Genomic DNA, 17,303 nt, shown 5'->3' on the forward strand with positions numbered 1-17,303 from the left:
CCGTGGCCCGCACCCCATTGATGAAGCGGCTGCTGCCGCTGGCGCTGGCGGCGGCCGGCCTGTTGACGGGCGCCAACGCGGCCGCCATCGGCCTGCTGCAAGCGTACGAGGCGGCGCTGAAGAACGACCCCACGTTCCGCGCCGACGTGTATGCGGCCGAAGGCGCGAAGGAAAGCCGCGTGCTGGGCCGCTCCAACCTGCTGCCCAGCATCTCGGGCAGCTACAGCGGCAACAGCAACCACACGACGGTCGAGCAGCTGGGGCGCAAGATTCCGGAGGACTACATCTCGCGGTCGGCCACCGTGCAGGTGCGCCAGTCGCTGTTCAACCTCGATGGCTGGGCCCGTTATAAGCAGGGCGTGGCGCAGAGCGAGTACGCGGAGGCGCAGTTCGCCAGCCGCCAGCAGGAAGTGATCACGCGTCTGGTGAGCGCCTACGTGGACGCGCTGTTCAAGGAGGACCAGGTGGCGCTGGCGAAGGCCGAGCGCGACGTGTACGTGGAGCAGAAGAAGGTCAACGAGCTGCTGTTCAAGAAAGGCGAGGGCACCCGCACCGACGTGCTGGAAACCCAGTCGCGGCTGGACCTGGCCGAAGCGCAGTTGCTGGAAGCGCAGGACGGTCTGGTGGTGGCGCGCGACACGCTGGGCGGCATCGTCGGCGGCGAGGGGGTCGAACCGGCGCCGCTGCGGCCCGGCTTCCACGTGGCCGCGCGCGACACGCTGGGCTACGACAGCTGGAAGAAGACGGCGCTGGAGAACAACCCCGATCTGCTGACGCTGAGCAAGGGTGTCGAGATCGCCACCCAGGAATACAACAAGCAGCGCGCCGGGCACGCGCCGCGGCTGGACCTGATCGGCACCTATGGCAAGACCGGGTCCGAATCGCTGACCACGATCAACCAGTTCAATACGATCCGCAGCGTGGGCTTCCAGCTCAACGTGCCGATCTACAACGGCGGGGCGGTGAGCGCCTCGATGCGGCAGGCGGCGGCCGGGCGCGAGAAGGCCAAGGCCGACCTGGACGCGCAGACCAACAAGGTGCTGGTGGAACTGCGGCGCAACTACAACCTCGTGCTCAGCAGCATCGCGCGGATCGAAGCGCTGGACCGGGCGGTGGAATCGGCCCAGTTGCTGGTGACGGCGACCGAGCAGAGCATCAAGGGCGGGGTGCGCATCAACCTCGACCTGCTGACGGCGCAGCGCCAGCTGTACATGGCCAAGCGCGACCGGTCGGAAGCGCGCTACGGCTACCTGCTGGCCTCGACGCGGCTGCGCGCGGCCGCCGGCATCCTCAGTCCCGACGACGTGCGCCTGATCGCCGCCTACTTCGAATAGGCCTGCGGCACGGAAAAACCGGGGTCAGGTCATACGATGAGGCAAGATGCGCGCATCTTGCCTCATCGTATGACCTGACCCCGGTTTTGCCATTCCCGCGCGCACGAAATCGATGTAGCGGGCGATGGCGATGTCGTGCCTGGTATCGAACCGGCCGAGGATCCAGTCGGTGCGCAGCCAGGCCGGCGGCGTGACGCGGCCGATCATGGCCGGGTACGACGTCCACGGCCAGTCCCCGGCCTCGCGCACGATGCCGGCCCGCACCGGGTTGAGCACCACGTAGCGGGCCAGCTCCAGCAGATAGCTGTCGCGCTCGACCAGGATGGCCTTGTAGCGGCCCTGGAACACGTGGCCGCAGTGGCCATGCTTGCGGTTGCTGGCCTGGGTGTAGACCCCGTTGAGCTGACGCATGCCCGACGACAGATTGGCCTTGGCCGTTTCCACCACCAGGTGGTAGTGGTTGGTCATCTGGCACCAGGCGTGGCAGGTCCAGTTGAAGCGCGCGCAAGTGTGGGACAGGATGTCGAGCCAGAGCAGGCGGTCGCCATCGTCGAGGTAGATATCCTCGTGCCGGTCGCCGCGCGAGGTGACGTGGTAAAGGCCGCCGGCAACTTCGATGCGTAAGGATCTGGGCATGATGACCGCGCAAAAAGCCCAGTGTAGCGAAGGCCTCCTGCGCGCCCCTTGCGCCATCGCAGCCGCGCGCGGTAAAAACCGGGGTCAGGTCATACCTTGGGGCAAGATGCGTGCATCTTGCCCCAAGGTATGACCTGACCCCGGTTTTCGTTTATTTGCCGTGGCAGTGCGGGCAGGACTTCTCGTACACGTATTCGGGCGACAGCTGCTGGCGCGGCGTGACGACGGCCCGGCAGTTGAAGCACTGCACGGTCTCGGTCGGCTCCAGCTTGGGATTGAGCGCGGTGCGGTAGTCGAACACGAAGCAGTCGCCCGTGTAGTGGTCGCCGCCCACTTCCTCGAAGTATTTCAAAATGCCGCCTTCGAGCTGGTACACGTTCTCATAGCCGATGTTCTGCATGTGGATGGCGGCCTTTTCGCAGCGGATGCCGCCGGTGCAGAAGGTGACCACGGTCTTGCCGGCGAAGTCGTCCTTGTGCTCGGCGATCACTTGCGGGAATTCCGTGAACTTCTTGATGCGGTAGTCGACCGTGTTGTTGAAGGTGCCCACGTCCACTTCGAAGTCGTTGCGCGTGTCGACCATCACCACCGGCTGGCCGTTGTCGTCCACGCCGTTGTCGAGCCAGCGCTTGAGCGTGGCCGCCTCCACGAACGGGGCGCGGCCTTCCTCCGGTTTGATCAGCGGCATGCGCATGGTGATGATTTCCTTCTTGATCTTCACCAGCATGCGCTTGTGCGACTGTTCGCTCGACAGGCTTTCCTTCACTTCCAGGTCGGCGAAGCGGGCGTCGCTGCGCACCCAGGCGAGGAACTGGTCGATCTGGCCGCGCGGGCCGGACAGGAACATGTTGATGCCTTCGGGCGTGAGCAGGATGGTGCCCTTCAGGCCCAGTTCATTGCAGATCGCCTGGTATTGGGGCCGCATCTCCTCCGTGTTGTCGAAGGTGATGAACTTGTAGGCGGCGATGTTGACGTGGACGGCGGCGGCTGCGGCAGCGGCTGCGGCGCCGGAGGCGGCGCTGGTGGTGTGAGCTTGCATGGTGCGTAGGAGGAGGAAAAGCGGATCAGGCGACATTATACGCGGAATGGCTTGATCTTCATCAAGGTTGCCCAATAAACGGGCAGGGGCTGCGCGGCCTCCATCTCGCCCCGCAATCAATTCTCGGCCCCGGCCGCCGCACGGTAAAATAGCGGGTTATTGAACCAGCATTGAGCGGCGTATGAACATGGTAGCAAACGAACAAGTAGCGGCGGAAACCCCGGCGGCCGCCCCCGCCGGGCCGGACTTCGTCCACCTGCGGGTGCACTCCGAGTATTCCATCGTCGATGGCCTGGTGCGCATCGACGACCTGGTGTCGGCCGCCGCCAAGGACAAGCAGGCGGCGCTGGCCGTCACCGACCTGTCCAACATGTTCGGCATGGTCAAGTTCTACAAGGCCGCGCGCGGCAAGGGCATCAAGCCGGTGGTCGGGGTGGACGTGTGGATCACCAACGACGACAACCGCGACAAGCCTTCGCGCCTGATGCTGTACGCGAAAAACCGCATGGGCTACCTGCAGTTGTGCGAGCTGCTGTCGCTGGCCTGGCTCACCAACCAGCACAAGGGCCGCGCCGAGATCCGCACCGAGTGGCTGATGGAGCTCACCTCCAAATCCTATCCGCTGCTGCCCGGCGAGGATCCGGCCAACGGCCTGATCGCGCTGTCCGGCGCCCATTTCGGCGACGTCGGCATCGCCATCGAGAACGGCAATCCGGAGCTGGCCGAGCGCAACGCGCGCAAGTGGGCCGACATCTTCCCCGGCCATTTCTACATCGAGATCCAGCGCGCCGGCCAGGCCAACCAGGAGCAGCAGGTGCGCCACGCGGTGGCGCTGGCCGCGCGCCTTGGCTTGCCGGTGGTGGCCACCCATCCCGTGCAGTTCCTGTCGGGCGATGAATTCATCGCGCACGAGGCCCGCATCTGTATCGCCGAGGGCGAGATGCTGGCCAACGCCAAGCGCGTGCGCCGCTTCAACGAGCAGATGCGCTTCCTGTCGCAGGCCGAGATGCGCGAATTGTTCGCCGACCTGCCGGCCGCGCTGCAGAATTCGGTGGAGATCGCCAAGCGCTGCAACCTCACGCTCACGCTGGGCAAGCCGCAGCTGCCGAACTTCCCCACGCCGGGCATGACGATCGACGAGTTCCTGGTCTTGGAAACCAAGAAGGGCCTGGAGGAACGCCTGATCCATCTGTTCCCCGATCCTGAAAAACGCGAGAAGGAGCGGCCGCGCTACGAGGCCCGCCTGCAGTTCGAGAACGAGACCATCATCAAGATGAAGTTCCCCGGCTACTTCCTGATCGTGGCCGAGTTTATCCAGTGGGGCAAGAACAACGGCGTGCCGATCGGCCCGGGACGCGGTTCGGGCGCCGGCTCGCTGGTGGCGTACTGCCTGAAGATCACCGACCTCGACCCGCTCAAGTACAACCTGCTGTTCGAACGTTTCCTGAACCCGGAACGGGTCTCGATGCCCGACTTCGACATCGACTTCTGCCAGGAGAAGCGCGAACTGGTGATCCAGCACGTGAAGGACCTGTACGGCCGCGACGCCGTGTCGCAGATCGCCACCTTCGGCACCATGGCCGCCAAGGGCGCCATCCGCGACGTGGGCCGGGTGATGGACTTCGGCTATAACTTCTGCGACGGCGTGTCCAAGCTGATTCCGTTCAAGCCGGGCAAGCCGGTGACGATCGCCGACGCGATCGAGGAGGAGCCGATGCTCAAGGAGCGCCAGGAGAACGAGGAGGAGGTGCGCCAGCTGCTGGACCTCGCGCAGCAGGTCGAGGGCATCACGCGCAACATCGGCATGCACGCCGGCGGCGTGCTGATCGCGCCGGGCAAGCTGACCGACTTCTGCCCGCTGTACACGCAGTCGGGCGACACCGGCGTGGTGTCGCAGTACGACAAGGACGACGTGGAGGCCGTGGGCCTGGTGAAGTTCGACTTCCTGGGCTTGACCACGCTGACCATCCTCGACCGCGCGGTGCGCTACATCAAGCAGCTCGACCCGGCCGACGCCGACTTCGACCTGGCCCGGCTGCCGCTGAACGACCGGCCGTCGTATGAACTGCTGACCAAGGCCAAGACCGTGGCCGTGTTCCAGCTGGAGTCGCGCGGCATGCAGGGCATGCTGAAGGATGCGCGGCCCGACCGCTTCGAGGACATCATCGCGCTGGTGGCGCTGTACCGTCCGGGCCCGATGGACCTGATCCCCGACTTCTGCAAGCGCAAGCACGGCGAGAAGTTCGACTATCCCGATCCGCGCACGGAATCGATTCTGTCCGAGACCTACGGCATCATGGTGTACCAGGAGCAGGTGATGCAGATGGCGCAGATCGTCGGCGGCTACTCGCTGGGCGGCGCCGACATGCTGCGCCGCGCGATGGGCAAGAAGAAGGCCGAGGAGATGGCCGAGCACCGCGCCATCTTCCGCGCCGGCGCCGCCAAGGACGGCCTGTCGCAGGAGAAGGCCGACGAGATCTTCGACTTGATGGAGAAGTTCGCCGGCTACGGTTTCAACAAGTCGCACGCGGCCGCGTACGCGCTGCTGTCGTACCACACGGCGTACCTGAAGGCGCACCATCCGGCCGCGTTCATGGCGGCCAACATGTCGCTGGCGATGGAGGACACGGAGAAGGTCAAGATCCTGGTCGAGGATTCGATCGACATCTGCGGCCTGACCATCCTGCCGCCGGACATCAACCTGTCGCAGTTCCGCTTCACGCCGGACGGCCCGCCGCCGTCCGTGACGGGCAAGAAGGTGACGCAGATCCGCTACGGCCTGGGCGCCGTGAAGGGCGCGGGCCAGAACGCGATCGAGGCCATCGTCGCCGCGCGCGAGGCGGGCGGGCCGTTCGTCAGCCTGTTCGATTTCTGCAAGCGGGTCGACAAGAAGCAGATCAACCGCCGCACCATCGAATCGCTGATCCGCGCGGGCGCCTTCGATTGCCTGGGCGTGGACCGGGCGGTCCTGCTGGCCTCGGTCGGCTTCGCCATGGAGTGCGCCGAGCAGGAAGCCCGTTCGGCCAACCAGGTCAGCCTGTTCGGCGGCGACGACAGCGACCTGGTGGCGCCGCCCGAATACGTCAAGTGCGCGCCGTTCACGGACCGCCAGCGGTTGGCCGAGGAGAAGACGGCGCTCGGCTTCTACCTGTCGGGCCACATGTTCGACTCGTTCGCGCCCGAGGCGCGCCGCTTCGCGCGCACCAAATTGTCCGAGCTGGAGCCGTCGCGCGAGCCGCGCATGCTGTGCGGCGTGATCACGGGCATCCGGCCGCAAATGACCCAGCGCGGCAAGATCCTGATCGTCACGCTGGACGACAAGAGCGCCGTGCTGGAAGTGACCGTGTATTCGGAGGTGTTCGAAGAGAACAAGAAGATGTTCAAGGAGGACGAGTTCCTGGCCGTGGTGGGCAAGGTGTCGGAGGACCGCTTCTCGGGCGGGCTGCGGATCTCGGCCGAGAAGGTGTTCGACATCGTCACGGCGCGCGTGCAGTACGGCCGCCAGCTGGGCCTGTCGCTGCCGGCCACGCTCGACAGCCGCAAGATCGCCGACGTGCTGGCGCCGCACCGCCACGAGCAGGGCTTGCCGATCGCGGCCCGCATCGCGCCGCAGGGCGTGGCGTGCGTGCTGCAGTTCGGCGACGAGTGGCGCGTGGCCCCGTCGGACGATTTGCAGCTGGCGTTGCAGCAGGTGCTGGGCGCGCGCGAGGTGGCCGTCGAATACTGAAGCAAACCGGGGTCAGGTCATGCCGTCACGCAAGATGCGCGCATCTTGCGTGACGGCATGACCTGACCCCGGTTTGTCGCTCAACCTTTGCCGTTCAGCCCGGTGATGGCGTAGCCCTTGGCGCGGATCTGCGCCAAGGGCTCGGCGATGTGGTATTGGGGCAGGGTGTCGGCGCCATCCTCGTCCACCTCCACCCGCTGGGCGGCCGGTTGCCAGTCGGTGTTGATGGCTTCCTGGGGGATGGCCTTGTCTTCGGGCACGGCCAGGTAGGAAAAATTGCCGTTGTGTTCCGCTCTGCGATAGATGTCCACGCGCATGTCGCTTCTCCTTGATGGGCAAGGCGGCGAACGGGCCGATTGGCACCGCCGCCATCGCCTATGTTACAGGAAATCGGTGCGCGCGGACGTTTCGGTCCGGCCCGCGACGGGCGCGGCGCCGCTCAGGCCAGCGCCGAGCGGTAGCCGTCGTCGTCGAGCGCGGCGCCGTCCGCCTGGTCGGCGCTGAAGTCGCGCAGCGGGCCGCCGGCCACCGACGCCAGCCGCGGCGCCTGCAGGCCGGTCCGCAGGATGGCCGCCAGCGCTTCCAGCGTTTCATGCCGCTTGCGGTATTCGGAGCGCTTCTTCGAGGGGATGGTGCTCATGTCCGGCCCGGCCAGCGGCGCGCACGCCAGCTGGTAGTCGCCGTCCGGACGCCGTTGGGCGTCCAGTTCCTGCCACAGGGCGTCGTAGTCGGCGTGCACCTTGCCCTTGCGCAGCGCCGTGCGGGCCGTGCGGTTGGCGTTGCCCACCAGCCGCAGCTGGCCGCAGCCGTAGGCGTGGCCCAGCTGGCGCAGCAGGTAGACCATCAGGTTCTTCGGGCGCAGGCCGTGCAGGTCGCGCGTCGCTTCCTTGATGCGTTGCTGGCCGTCCTCGTCCTGCGGACCCTGCATGCAGCCCACGCCCAGCGCCATGCCGCGCTCGCCCTGGAAGAACACGAACGAGGTGGAGAACACGCGCTCGCCATCCTGCAGCAGGCGCAGCATCAGTTCGCCCTCGCGCTCGAGCGGCGCCACGGCGTGCATCTCCAGCTGGTAGGCGCGGCCCGACTTGCCTTCCACCTGGCCCAGGATCACGGGCGCGCGCGCGAGGCGCACCGTGAGCGGCCCCAACCCGTGGCGCAGCACGAAGCGGTAATGGTCCTCGATCACCTGCAGACGGCCGGCGCAGTTGAGCGCGTCGCTGAGGTAGGGGCGGTAGATCTTGTACACCATCATCGGGTAGATCTGCACCAGCTCGCGGTACAGCGGATGGGAGTTGAGCAGTTCCAGCCAGCCCACCGTCGTGCGCCGGTTCAGCGAGGCCCGCAACGACAGCTTGAGCGTGTCGCGCAGCCAGGACAAGGCGCCATCGCGGGCGGCCAGCCCCGTGCGGAGGGTGATTAACTGTGCCACCGGGGCGGATGCCTGCGTCGTCATGGGAGGGGGAGGGGCGGAATACGGAATCGGATATCGTATGCCGCGTGTAACATATTGTAAATTGGCAAAAGCTCTTACGGTTTTCCCTTAAGCGCACCCGGCCGGCCGGCCTGCGGCCGCCGTGGCTACGACGGTCGATTCCGTCGCGCGCGTAAGGGAAACACGTAGTGGCTGGCCCTAGTGTGTTTTGATAAATTGCCATGCATAATGCTACATGCCGTTACAAGCCCATTCCATGCGTCAATTTTCGCTCCGCTACCTGCACTATCCGGCGTTCATCGCGCTCTACCTGCTGTTCGACTGGGCGACCTACCTGTATCCGTTGTACGGCCTGAACATCACGCCCTGGAATCCCGATCCGGCCCTCGGGCTGGTGTTCTGGCTGCGCTATGGCCGGCGCGCGGCGCTGCCGCTGTTCCTGGCCCTGCTCGGGGGCGAGCTGCTGGTGCGCGGCATGCCGGCCGGCCCGCTCGCCACGCTGGCCGGCGCGCTGTGGCTGACGGCCGCCTATGGCCTGATGGGCGCGGTCCTGCGGCGCGACTTCTCCAGCGCCGACATGTTCGACAACCGCGGCCGCCTGTTCCACTGGGTGCTGGTGGTGGCGGCGGGCACGCTGTTCAACGGCATCGGCTATATCTCGCTGCTGTCGGCGGCCGGGCTGGTGCCGCCGGCCCAATGGCCGCTGGCGCTGATGCGCTTCGGCATCGGCGACACGGTGGGCATCCTGGTGTCGATGCCGCTGATCTGGATGCTGGCCAGCGGCCAAGGGCGGGCCCGGCTGTGGCGCATCCTGTCCCGTGGCGAGACGCTGGCCTACCTGGCGCTGGCCATGCTGGTGCTGTACGCGGTGTTCGGCTCGATCGCCAGTTCCGAATTCAAGCATTTCTATTTCCTGTTCCTGCCGGTGATCTGGGCCGCCTCGCGCCAGGGCCTGTATGGCACGGCGCTGATCGTGTTCGTGCTGCAGACGGGCATCATCGCGCTGGTCAAGTGGCATGGCGCGCGCGACCTGGCCGTGTATGAATTGCAGATGCTCGACGCGATGCTGGCGCTGGTCGGTTTCTTCATCGGCATCGTGGTCGACGAGCTGCGCAAGGTGGCGGCCGACCTGCGCCAGTCGCTGCGGCTGGCGGCCGCCGGCGAGATGGCCGCCGCGCTGGCCCATGAGCTGAACCAGCCGCTCACGGCCCTGTCGGCCTACGGCAAGGCGTGCGAGCATTTGCTGGAGCGGGGCGAGAACGAGGCCTTGCTGCGCGACGCCATCGGCCGCATGCTGGTCGAGGCGGGGCGGGCGGCCGACGTGGTGCGGCGCCTGCGCGATTTCTTCCGCACCGGCGCCATGCGTTTCGAGACCGTGTCGGCGGCCGCCCTGGTGCAGGGCATCGCGGCCCAGTTCCAGCTGCCGTTCCGCCAGCACGGCATCGTGCTGACGGTGGACGTGGACCCGGCCCTGACCTTGCGCGCCGACCGGCTGCAGGTCGAGCTGGTGCTGCGCAACCTGCTCGACAACGCCAGCGACGCCGTGCTGGCCCAGCCGGCCGGATCGCGCCGCGTCAGCGTGGCGGCCGCGCCGGCGCCGGACGGGCGGCTGCGCCTGAGCGTGGAGGACAGCGGCGCCGGCGTGTCGGAGGCGCTGGCGGCGCGCCTGTTCGAGCCGTTCGCCTCGTCCAAGGCCAGCGGCCTGGGGCTGGGCCTGGTCCTGAGCCGCGCCATCGTCGAGGCCCACGGCGGCAGCCTGTGGGCCGAGGTCGGTGCGCACGGCATATTCCGATTCGATCTGCCGATGGCGGCAGGAGGAGAAGCAGTTGCCACATGATCTGACCGTTTTCATCGTCGACGACGACCCGGCCGTGCGCGACGCGCTGGGCCTGCTGCTGGGCGTGCGCGGCTACCGCACCGCCGTGTTCGCCAGCGGCGAAGCGTTCCTGAACGCGTGGCGGCCGGACTGGGCCGGCTGCCTGCTGATCGACATCCGCATGTCGGGCATGGACGGGCTGGCGCTGCAGCAGGAATTGCTGGCGCGCGGCTGCGCCATCCCCGTCATCATCGCCACCGGCCATGGCGACGTGGGCTCGGCGCGCGCCGCGTTCAAGGCCAACGCCATCGACTTCCTGGAAAAACCGTTCGACGACGCCAAGCTGGTGGCCGCCATCGAGGACGGCTACGCGCGCGAGCGGGCCCAGCGCGGCGCCCGGCAGCGGCGCGCGCGCGGCGCCGACCTGCTGCGCGTACTGACGCCGCGCGAGCGCGAGGTGATGCGGCTGGTGGTGATGGGGCAGCACAACCGCGACATCGGCCCGGCGCTGGGCATCAGCGTGCGCACGGTGGAGGTGCACAAGGCGCGCCTGATGGCCAAGCTGGGGGTGGACAACGTGGCCGACCTGGTGCGGATCAGCCTGTCGCAAGGCGAGGGCTGAGTCCCCCGCGAACCGGGGTCAGGTCATGCCATCACGCATCTTGCGCGGCGGTATGACCTGACCCCGGTTTCGGGGTGCGGCGGGCGCGGCGCCACAGCTTGAACTGGCGGCTGGCGCTCTGGCGCAGGTGGAACATCCAGTCGCCACGCAGGATCTGGCCCAGCTGGCGGGCGTTGCGCCGGTTGGCCTGGCTGGCGCCGGGGGCGGCCAGCCGGGCCCGCAGTTGCTCCAGCGGGGTGTACAGGCTGGACAGGAAGATCTCGCGCAGGCGCGCACGCACGGCCTTGCCTTCTCGTCCGGGCAACTGGTAGCTGCATTTGACGGTGCTCACGTAGAAGTCGCACACGGCCGCGTCGAATCCTTGCCGCGCGGCCGGTCCGATGCCGGCTTGCGCCAGCGGCGCGCGGGCGCTGGCCAGCGCCGTCACCACGTCCACGCACCAGGCGGCGCTGACGGCCTTGGTGATGCTGGCCGGATGCTGGCGGTAGTCGAGCAGCACGAACGGCAGGTACACCATGCTGCGGCAGTGCGCCAGCAGCAGCGGCACCACCGACAGGTCCTCGAACAGCCGGCCGGCCGGGAACGGCGGCTGCGGCAGGCGCGCGTACACGTCGCGCTTGCAGACGTTGTTCCACAGGTAGGTGTGGCGGTCGTTGAAGAACGGGACCAGGATCGCGTCCTGGCCTTCGAGGCGCCGGTCCGCCGGGTAGCTGAGCTGCACGTCGCGGTCCTTGTGCGGCGCGTCCGGGTGCCAGAAGCGGAAAGCGGTGCTGATCACGTCCGGCTGCTCACGCGCGATCACGTCGTCGAGCGCGGCCAGCGCGCCGGGGCGCAGCCAGTCGTCGCTGTCGATGAAGGCCAGGTACTGGCCGCCGGCCAGCGCGAGGCCGGCGTTGCGCGCGCCCGCGATGCCGGCGTTGGCTTGCTGGTGCAGCACGATGCGCAGCGCCGGGTGGCGGGCCTGGATGGCGCGCACCTGCCCGGCCGTGTCGTCGCGCGAGCCGTCGTCGACCACGATCAGTTCGTGCGCGGCCGTCATCTGGCCGACGATGCGTTCGAGGGTGTCGGCGATGAACGGGGCCGCGTTGTAGGCGGCCATGACGATGCTGATGCGGGCCGGGCTCACGCCTGCAGGCCCTGGGCGGCGCGGATGGTCTTGTCGGCGATGCGGCGCACCACCAGCTCGCGGTTGCTGCCGGCCTGGTCGCGCTTGCTCTCGGGGTGCCACAGGTGCAGCACCTCGGTGGCGAACGCGCCATCCTTGCGCATCACGCCGGCGTTGAACAGGCGCACCACGATGTCCGAATCCTCGTAGCCCCAGCCGCGGAAGCTTTCGTCGAAGCCGTTGATGCGGTCCAGGTCGCTGCGCCACATGGCCAGGTTGCAGCCCTTGATGCGGCGCCAGCTGAACTGGCGGCGGGCGCGGCCCACGTCGGGCCAGCGCGCCAATAATTGTAAGATTTTGTTAAGGTGGCCGCCGGCCCGCAGCCGCAGCTTGTCGGCCAGCGTGAGCCGGTTGACGTCCACCTGGCCGGCCAGCACGCGCGCCGTCAGCTGCTCGCTGAGCAGGATGCGGCTGCCCGACACCATGTGGCCGCGCTGGGCCAGCTTGCGGTGCTGGCTGACGAAGTCGGGCTGCGGCACGCAGTCGCCGTCGAGGAAGATCAGGTACTCGCCGCGCGCGTCCTGGATGCCGAGGTTGCGCACCCGCGCCAGCCGGAAGCCCAGGTCCTCCTGCCACACGTGGCGCAGCGGCACGGGCGCGTACGGTTGCAGCGCGGCGATGCACTGCGCCGTGCTGGCCGTGGAGCCGTCGTCGGCGACGATGATCTCGTAGTGGCGGTCGTCCTGCGCGAAGCACGCTCGCAGCACGGCGGCCAGGGCGTCGGGCCGGTTGTAGGTGGAGACGACGATGGAAATGGTAAAGGGCTGGGACATACGATTCAAGAGGAGAGGGCACGCCGCCGGGGCGGATCGCCGGCACGGCGGAGTACGCATAGTACCCCAAACGGCGGCGGGGCCCAACCTGGCCGGGGCGGCGTCCGCCAGCGGATGAGGGGGCTCCGGCGGGGCGGCGATCCCTTATAATACTGTTTTTTACAACAACAGCGGGCCCGCTGTTGCAGCTACACCAATGAGTATAACGATCGCCGAACGTGTCAGGAACGACCCCGCCGCCATGTACGCCAGCTTGCTGGTGTTCATGCTGCCGGCGCTGGTGCTGAGCACGCGCGACGGCATGGGGCTGAGCCAGCTGCTCATGCTGCTGGGCCTGGGCTGGATGGGGCGCGCGCGCCTGGCCGCGCTGTGGGCCGCGCATGGCCGCGCCTTCGGCCCCGTGGTGCTGGCCTTCGGCGGCTATTTCCTGCTGTCGCTGGCCCGGCTGCTGATCTACGGGCAGCGCCTGCACACGCTGGACGGCCCGTTCCGCTTGCTGTTGAGCCTGACCTGTTTCCTGTTCGTGGCCGGCTACCGGCCGACTATCCGCTGGTTCTGGCTGGGCCTGTGCCTGGGCAGCGTGGCGGCCGGGGTGGTGGCCGTGGCCCAGTGGCTGGCCTGGGGGACGGACCGGGTGGAGGGCTTCACCCACCACGCCATCACCTTCGGCGACCTGGCCGTGGCCATGGGCATGCTGTCGCTGTGCGCGCTGTCGTCGCTGCGCCAGACGCGCCTGGCGTGGCTGCCCGTGCTGGCCTGCGTGAGCGGCCTGACGGCGTCGGTGTTGTCGGGCTCGCGCGGCGGCTGGCTGGCCCTGCTGCTGGCGATCGTGCCGCTGCTTAAATACGGCAGCGCCGTCCATGGCCGCCGCCTCGTCTACGGCGTGCTGCTGGCGCTGGCCCTGTGCGCGCTGGCCTGGATGGTGCCGGCCACCGGCATCGCCGCCCGCGTGGCGCAGGCCGTCGACGAGGTGCGGCTGTACCAGCTCCATGGCGACGCCACCACCTCGGTCGGGATCCGGCTGGAGCTGTGGAAGGCGTCGTGGATGATGATTTCCGAGCATCCTTGGCTGGGCGTGGGGCGCGAATCGTTCCACCAGGCCCTGAACGCGCTGCATGCGCAAGGCCGGCTGCAGCAGTCGCCGGCGCTGATCTACAGCAGCAGCCATAACGACGCGATCCACATGCTGGCCACCGGCGGCGTGCTCGATTTCAGCTTCCTGCTGCTGATGTACGGCGCGCCCCTGCGCCTGTTCCTCGGCGTGCTGCGCGCGGCCGACGCCGGCGCCGAACGGCGCGCCGCCGCGCTGGCCGGCGTGACGCTGGTGGTGTGCTTCATCGGCTTCGGTTTGACGGACGTGATGTTCTGGCTGATGATGCCCAAGGTTTTCTACGGTGTGATGGTGTGCATGCTGGCCGCGTTCTGCCTCGATGACGGCGGCCGCGCCATCCCCGCGCGCCCGTGACGGGCCTTCACTCTTACTTAGGTTTGCATGCGTCCGCCCTTCGACCATATCCTGATTTGCCGCACTGATAATATCGGCGACGTCGCCCTGACGCTGCCGCTGGCCGGTTACCTCAAGCAGCGTTTCCCCTCCGTGCGCATCGACTTCCTGTGCCGCGCCTACGCCGCGCCGCTGGTGCGCCACTGCAGCCACGTGGACCGGGTGATCGAGCTCGATACGCTGGGCGACCGCCAGCAGTTCTTCGCCGGCGCCGGCATCGACACGGTGATCTTCGCCTTCCCCGACCGCCGCCTGGCGCGCGCGGCCAAGCGGGCCGGGGTGCGCAACCGGGTCGGCACCAGCCACCGCTGGTATCACTGGTTCAGCTGCAACCGGCTGGCCCATTTCAGCCGTGCCCGTTCGGCGCTGCACGAGGCGCAGCTGAACTTTTCGCTGCTGCGCCCGCTCGGCCTGGACCCGCGCCCGCCGCTGGCCGAACTGCCGCCCCTGTACGGCCTGACGGCGCCGCGCCAGCCCGACTGCGACGCGCTGCGCGCCGAGGCGCCCCATTGCATCATCCTGCACCCCAAGTCCAACGGCAACGGGCGCGAATGGCCGCTGTCGCACTACACGGAACTGGCGCGCCGGCTGCAGGCGCGGCCCGACATCGCGCTGTGGGTGACGGGCAGCGCGGCCGAGGGGGCGCAGCTGGCGCTGCAGGCGCCCGAGCTGCTGGCCCTGCCCAACGTGCGCGACCTGTGCGGGCGCTTCGACCTGGCCGGCCTGTGCGCGCTGATCGGCGTGAGCACGGGACTGCTGGCCAGCGGCACCGGGCCGCTGCACATGGCCGCCGCGCTGGGCCGGCCCACGCTGGGCCTGTTCCCGCCGTTGAAACCGATCGACGCCACGCGCTGGGGCGCGCTGGGCGCGCGGGCCCGCTCGCTGAGCGTGGACACGGCCTGCGCCGCCTGCGCCGACCCGGCCAGCTGCCGCTGCATGGCCGCCATCACGCCGGCCCAGGTCGAGCGCGAACTGCTGGCCTGGTGCGCGGAGGGCGCCGCGTGAACGCGCCGGCACTGCCGCTGATCGCGATCGACGCGCGCGAGCTGCGCACCACCACCGGGCGCTACGTGGAACGGCTGCTGCACTACCTGCAGCGCGAGGACGCGCCGTACCGCTACGTGGTGCTGCTCAAGCCCAAGGACATGGCGGACTGGCGTCCCAGCCACCCGCGGTTCACCACCGTCGCTTGCCCGTACCGCGAATTCAGCTTCGGCGAGCAACTGGGGCTGGCGCGCCAGCTGACCCGGCTGCGGCCGGACCTGGTGCACTTTCCCATGGCCCAGCAACCGTTGCTGTACCGGGGCGCCGTGGTCACCTCCATCATGGACCTGACCACGGCGCGCTTCGTCAACCCGGCCAAGAACCGGCTCGTGTTCGGCGTCAAGCAAGCCATCTACCGGGGCCTGGTGCGGCGCGTGGCGGCCCGTTCGCGGCGCCTGATCACGCTGTCGGACTACGTCAAGCACGACCTGCAGGCGTTCGCCCACATGGGCCTGGACAAGGTCACCACCACCCACCTGGCGGCCGACGCCATCGCCGCCGCGCCCGAGCCGGTGGCCGCGCTGGCCGGCGCGCCCTTCATCATGTACGTGGGCCGGCCGCAGCCGCACAAGAACCTGCACGCGCTGATCGACGCCTACGCGCTGGCGCGCGCGCGGCTGCCGGCGCTCAAGCTGGCGATCGCCGGCGGCGCCGACGTGCTGATGGACGCCCTGCAGGCCTACGCGCGCGCGCGCGGCCTGGGCGAGGGCGTGGTGTTCACCGGCTACGTCAGCGAGGGCCAGTTGCGCTGGCTGTACGAGCACACGGCGGCCTACGTGTTCCCCAGCCTGAGCGAGGGCTTCGGCCTGCCGGGCCTGGAGGCGATGGTGCACGGGGCGCCCGTGGTGGCCAGCGACGCCAGCTGCCTGCCCGAGATCTACGGCGACGGCGCCCATTATTTCCCGCCGCGCGACACGGGCGCGATGGCGCAGGCCATCCTGGACGTGGTGCAGGACCCGCAACGCGCCGCCGCGCTGGTGGCGGCCGGGCGCGCGGTGGCGGCCCGCTACAGCTGGCAGCGTTGCGCCAGCCAGACCCTGGCCGTGTACGGCCAAGCCCTGCGGCCCGCGCGCGCCGCCTGACGCCCTGTTTTTTTACTGAAGGAAGCCGCATGAGCACAGCCGCGCCGTCGCGCACTCTCGTCATTTCGCCCAACTGGATCGGCGACGCCGTCATGGCCCAGCCGCTGCTGCAGCGGCTGCGCGCGGCCCACCCCGAGCGCCCCATCGACGTGCTGGCGCCGCCGTCCGTCTCGCCCGTGTGGCGCCAGATGGCCGAGGTGGCCGAGGTGCTGGAGACGCCGTTCCGGCACGGCGCGCTGCAGCTGCGCGAACGGTGGAAATACGCGCGCGCGCTGCGCCGGCGCGGCTACGTGGACGCCTACGTGCTGCCCAACACCCTCAAGTACGCGCTGCTGCCGTGGCTGGCCGGCATCGCGCGCCGGGTCGGCTACAAGGGCGAGAGCCGCTATGGCCTGATCAACGTGATGCACCACGACGAGCTGCCGCCGCGTCCCATGGTGGCGTTCTACGCGGCGCTGGCCGAGGCGCCGCGGACGGTGCAGGGGCCGGCCTGGCGCGCGGCCCTGCCACGGCCGGCGCTGCGCGTCAGCGCGGAACAGATCGCGGCCGCCTGCGCGCGCGCGGGGCTGGACCCGGCGCGGCCGCTGCTGGCGTTCGCGCCGGGCGCCGAATTCGGCGGCGCCAAGCGCTGGCCGGCCGAACATTTCGCCAGCCTGGCCCAGGCCGTGCTGGCGGCCCACCCGCAGGCGCGCATCGCGCTGCTCGGCTCCCCCAAGGACCGCGAGGTGTGCGACGCCGTGCGCGCGGCGGCCGGCGGCAACGACGCCATCGTCAACCTGGCCGGCGCCACCAGCCTGGCCGAAGCCGTGGCCCTGATCGCGCACGCGGCGGCCGTGGTGGCCAACGACTCGGGCCTGCTGCATATCGCCTCGGCCCTGAACCGGCCGGTGCTGGCCCTGTACGGGCCCACCGATCCCGACCACGCGCCGCCGTTCTCCGACCTGGCCGCGTCGCTGTCGCTGCGGCTCGATTGCGCGCCGTGCCGCCAGCGCGAATGCCCGCTCGGCCACCAGGATTGCATGCGCAAGCTGGCGCCGGCCATGGCGTGGCAAAAACTACAACCGATGCTGGCCCCGGCGCGCTGAGCCGCCGTTAGAATATCGTCTCTTTTAGTCAGGTAGAGTCCTCC

The 17,303-nt window shown here is 68.9% G+C and carries 14 protein-coding genes; 8 read left to right on the plus strand and 6 right to left on the minus strand.

The window, feature by feature from the left end; all coding sequences use genetic code 11:
- The first annotated feature begins 2 nt into the window (after window positions 1–2).
- Entirely contained in the window at window positions 3–1,334 is a 1,332-nt protein-coding gene (locus tag AC1RQG_RS04610) for a TolC family outer membrane protein (protein WP_493128762.1), read from the plus strand.
- 24 nt (window positions 1,335–1,358) lie between these two features.
- Here AC1RQG_RS04610 and AC1RQG_RS04615 read toward each other — a convergent pair whose 3' ends face one another.
- Complete coding sequence (locus tag AC1RQG_RS04615) at window positions 1,359–1,970, minus strand: transposase (RefSeq protein ID WP_493128764.1); 612 nt, start codon at window positions 1,968–1,970, stop codon at window positions 1,359–1,361.
- 151 nt (window positions 1,971–2,121) lie between these two features.
- Window positions 2,122–3,009 carry a sulfurtransferase gene (locus tag AC1RQG_RS04620; RefSeq protein WP_493128766.1) on the minus strand — a complete coding sequence of 296 codons (888 nt, stop codon included), beginning with the start codon at window positions 3,007–3,009 and terminating at the stop codon, window positions 2,122–2,124.
- 181 nt (window positions 3,010–3,190) lie between these two features.
- On the opposite strand from AC1RQG_RS04620, the gene dnaE reads away from it, so the two are divergent.
- Window positions 3,191–6,736 carry a DNA polymerase III subunit alpha gene (dnaE, locus tag AC1RQG_RS04625; RefSeq protein WP_493128768.1) on the plus strand — a complete coding sequence of 1,182 codons (3,546 nt, stop codon included), beginning with the start codon at window positions 3,191–3,193 and terminating at the stop codon, window positions 6,734–6,736.
- 80 nt (window positions 6,737–6,816) lie between these two features.
- On the opposite strand, the gene AC1RQG_RS04630 is transcribed toward dnaE, so the two are convergent.
- The gene (locus AC1RQG_RS04630; RefSeq protein ID WP_493128769.1) at window positions 6,817–7,053 is read right to left on the minus strand and encodes a DUF6139 family protein; all 237 of its coding nucleotides are present in this window, start codon (window positions 7,051–7,053) and stop codon (window positions 6,817–6,819) included.
- Between the two features lie 122 nt (window positions 7,054–7,175).
- The gene (locus AC1RQG_RS04635; protein ID WP_493128770.1) at window positions 7,176–8,165 is read right to left on the minus strand and encodes a VirK/YbjX family protein; all 990 of its coding nucleotides are present in this window, start codon (window positions 8,163–8,165) and stop codon (window positions 7,176–7,178) included.
- Window positions 8,166–8,424: 259 nt separating this feature from the next.
- Between AC1RQG_RS04635 and AC1RQG_RS04640 the strand changes: the two genes are divergently transcribed.
- Window positions 8,425–10,005, plus strand: coding sequence for a sensor histidine kinase (locus AC1RQG_RS04640; protein ID WP_493128771.1), 1,581 nt, complete (start codon window positions 8,425–8,427; stop codon window positions 10,003–10,005).
- On the plus strand, window positions 9,995–10,606 hold the full coding sequence (locus AC1RQG_RS04645) for a response regulator transcription factor (RefSeq protein ID WP_493128773.1): 612 nt from the start codon (window positions 9,995–9,997) through the stop codon (window positions 10,604–10,606). The genes AC1RQG_RS04640 and AC1RQG_RS04645 overlap by 11 nt, the downstream gene beginning before the upstream one ends.
- Before the next feature lie 31 nt (window positions 10,607–10,637).
- Here the strand turns inward: AC1RQG_RS04645 and AC1RQG_RS04650 are convergent, their stop codons facing one another.
- Window positions 10,638–11,732: a glycosyltransferase family 2 protein gene (locus tag AC1RQG_RS04650; protein ID WP_493128775.1), complete on the minus strand. Its 1,095-nt coding sequence runs from the start codon at window positions 11,730–11,732 to the stop codon at window positions 10,638–10,640.
- Window positions 11,729–12,544, minus strand: a complete 816-nt coding sequence (locus tag AC1RQG_RS04655; RefSeq protein ID WP_493128777.1) for a glycosyltransferase family 2 protein — start codon at window positions 12,542–12,544, stop codon at window positions 11,729–11,731. The genes AC1RQG_RS04650 and AC1RQG_RS04655 overlap by 4 nt, the downstream gene beginning before the upstream one ends.
- A gap of 196 nt (window positions 12,545–12,740) precedes the next feature.
- On the opposite strand from AC1RQG_RS04655, the gene AC1RQG_RS04660 reads away from it, so the two are divergent.
- From AC1RQG_RS04660 to waaF, 4 genes are read left to right on the plus strand one after another with little or no spacing between them, the layout of a single operon-like run.
- A complete protein-coding gene (locus tag AC1RQG_RS04660) occupies window positions 12,741–14,009 on the plus strand; it encodes an O-antigen ligase family protein (protein ID WP_493128779.1) in 1,269 nt (422 codons plus the stop codon).
- Between the two features lie 27 nt (window positions 14,010–14,036).
- Window positions 14,037–15,053: a glycosyltransferase family 9 protein gene (locus AC1RQG_RS04665; protein WP_493128781.1), complete on the plus strand. Its 1,017-nt coding sequence runs from the start codon at window positions 14,037–14,039 to the stop codon at window positions 15,051–15,053.
- Window positions 15,050–16,174: a glycosyltransferase family 4 protein gene (locus tag AC1RQG_RS04670; RefSeq protein ID WP_493128783.1), complete on the plus strand. Its 1,125-nt coding sequence runs from the start codon at window positions 15,050–15,052 to the stop codon at window positions 16,172–16,174. The genes AC1RQG_RS04665 and AC1RQG_RS04670 overlap by 4 nt, the downstream gene beginning before the upstream one ends.
- Before the next feature lie 29 nt (window positions 16,175–16,203).
- Entirely contained in the window at window positions 16,204–17,259 is a 1,056-nt protein-coding gene (waaF, locus tag AC1RQG_RS04675) for a lipopolysaccharide heptosyltransferase II (protein ID WP_493128785.1), read from the plus strand.
- Window positions 17,260–17,303 lie beyond the last annotated feature (44 nt).

Source organism: Rugamonas sp. GW822-FHT03B10, from assembly GCF_058801745.1.

What these genes read in the sequence shown, in the direction of transcription:
- AC1RQG_RS04615 (WP_493128764.1), bottom strand. Translation starts at nt 1,970, where the DNA reads ATGCCCAGATCCTTACGCATCGAAGTTGCCGGCGGCCTTTACCACGTC.
- AC1RQG_RS04620 (WP_493128766.1), bottom strand. Translation starts at nt 3,009, where the DNA reads ATGCAAGCTCACACCACCAGCGCCGCCTCCGGCGCCGCAGCCGCTGCC.
- dnaE (WP_493128768.1), top strand. Translation starts at nt 3,191, where the DNA reads ATGAACATGGTAGCAAACGAACAAGTAGCGGCGGAAACCCCGGCGGCC.
- AC1RQG_RS04630 (WP_493128769.1), bottom strand. Translation starts at nt 7,053, where the DNA reads ATGCGCGTGGACATCTATCGCAGAGCGGAACACAACGGCAATTTTTCC.
- AC1RQG_RS04640 (WP_493128771.1), top strand. Translation starts at nt 8,425, where the DNA reads ATGCGTCAATTTTCGCTCCGCTACCTGCACTATCCGGCGTTCATCGCG.
- AC1RQG_RS04655 (WP_493128777.1), bottom strand. Translation starts at nt 12,544, where the DNA reads ATGTCCCAGCCCTTTACCATTTCCATCGTCGTCTCCACCTACAACCGG.
- AC1RQG_RS04660 (WP_493128779.1), top strand. Translation starts at nt 12,741, where the DNA reads ATGAGTATAACGATCGCCGAACGTGTCAGGAACGACCCCGCCGCCATG.
- AC1RQG_RS04665 (WP_493128781.1), top strand. Translation starts at nt 14,037, where the DNA reads ATGCGTCCGCCCTTCGACCATATCCTGATTTGCCGCACTGATAATATC.
- waaF (WP_493128785.1), top strand. Translation starts at nt 16,204, where the DNA reads ATGAGCACAGCCGCGCCGTCGCGCACTCTCGTCATTTCGCCCAACTGG.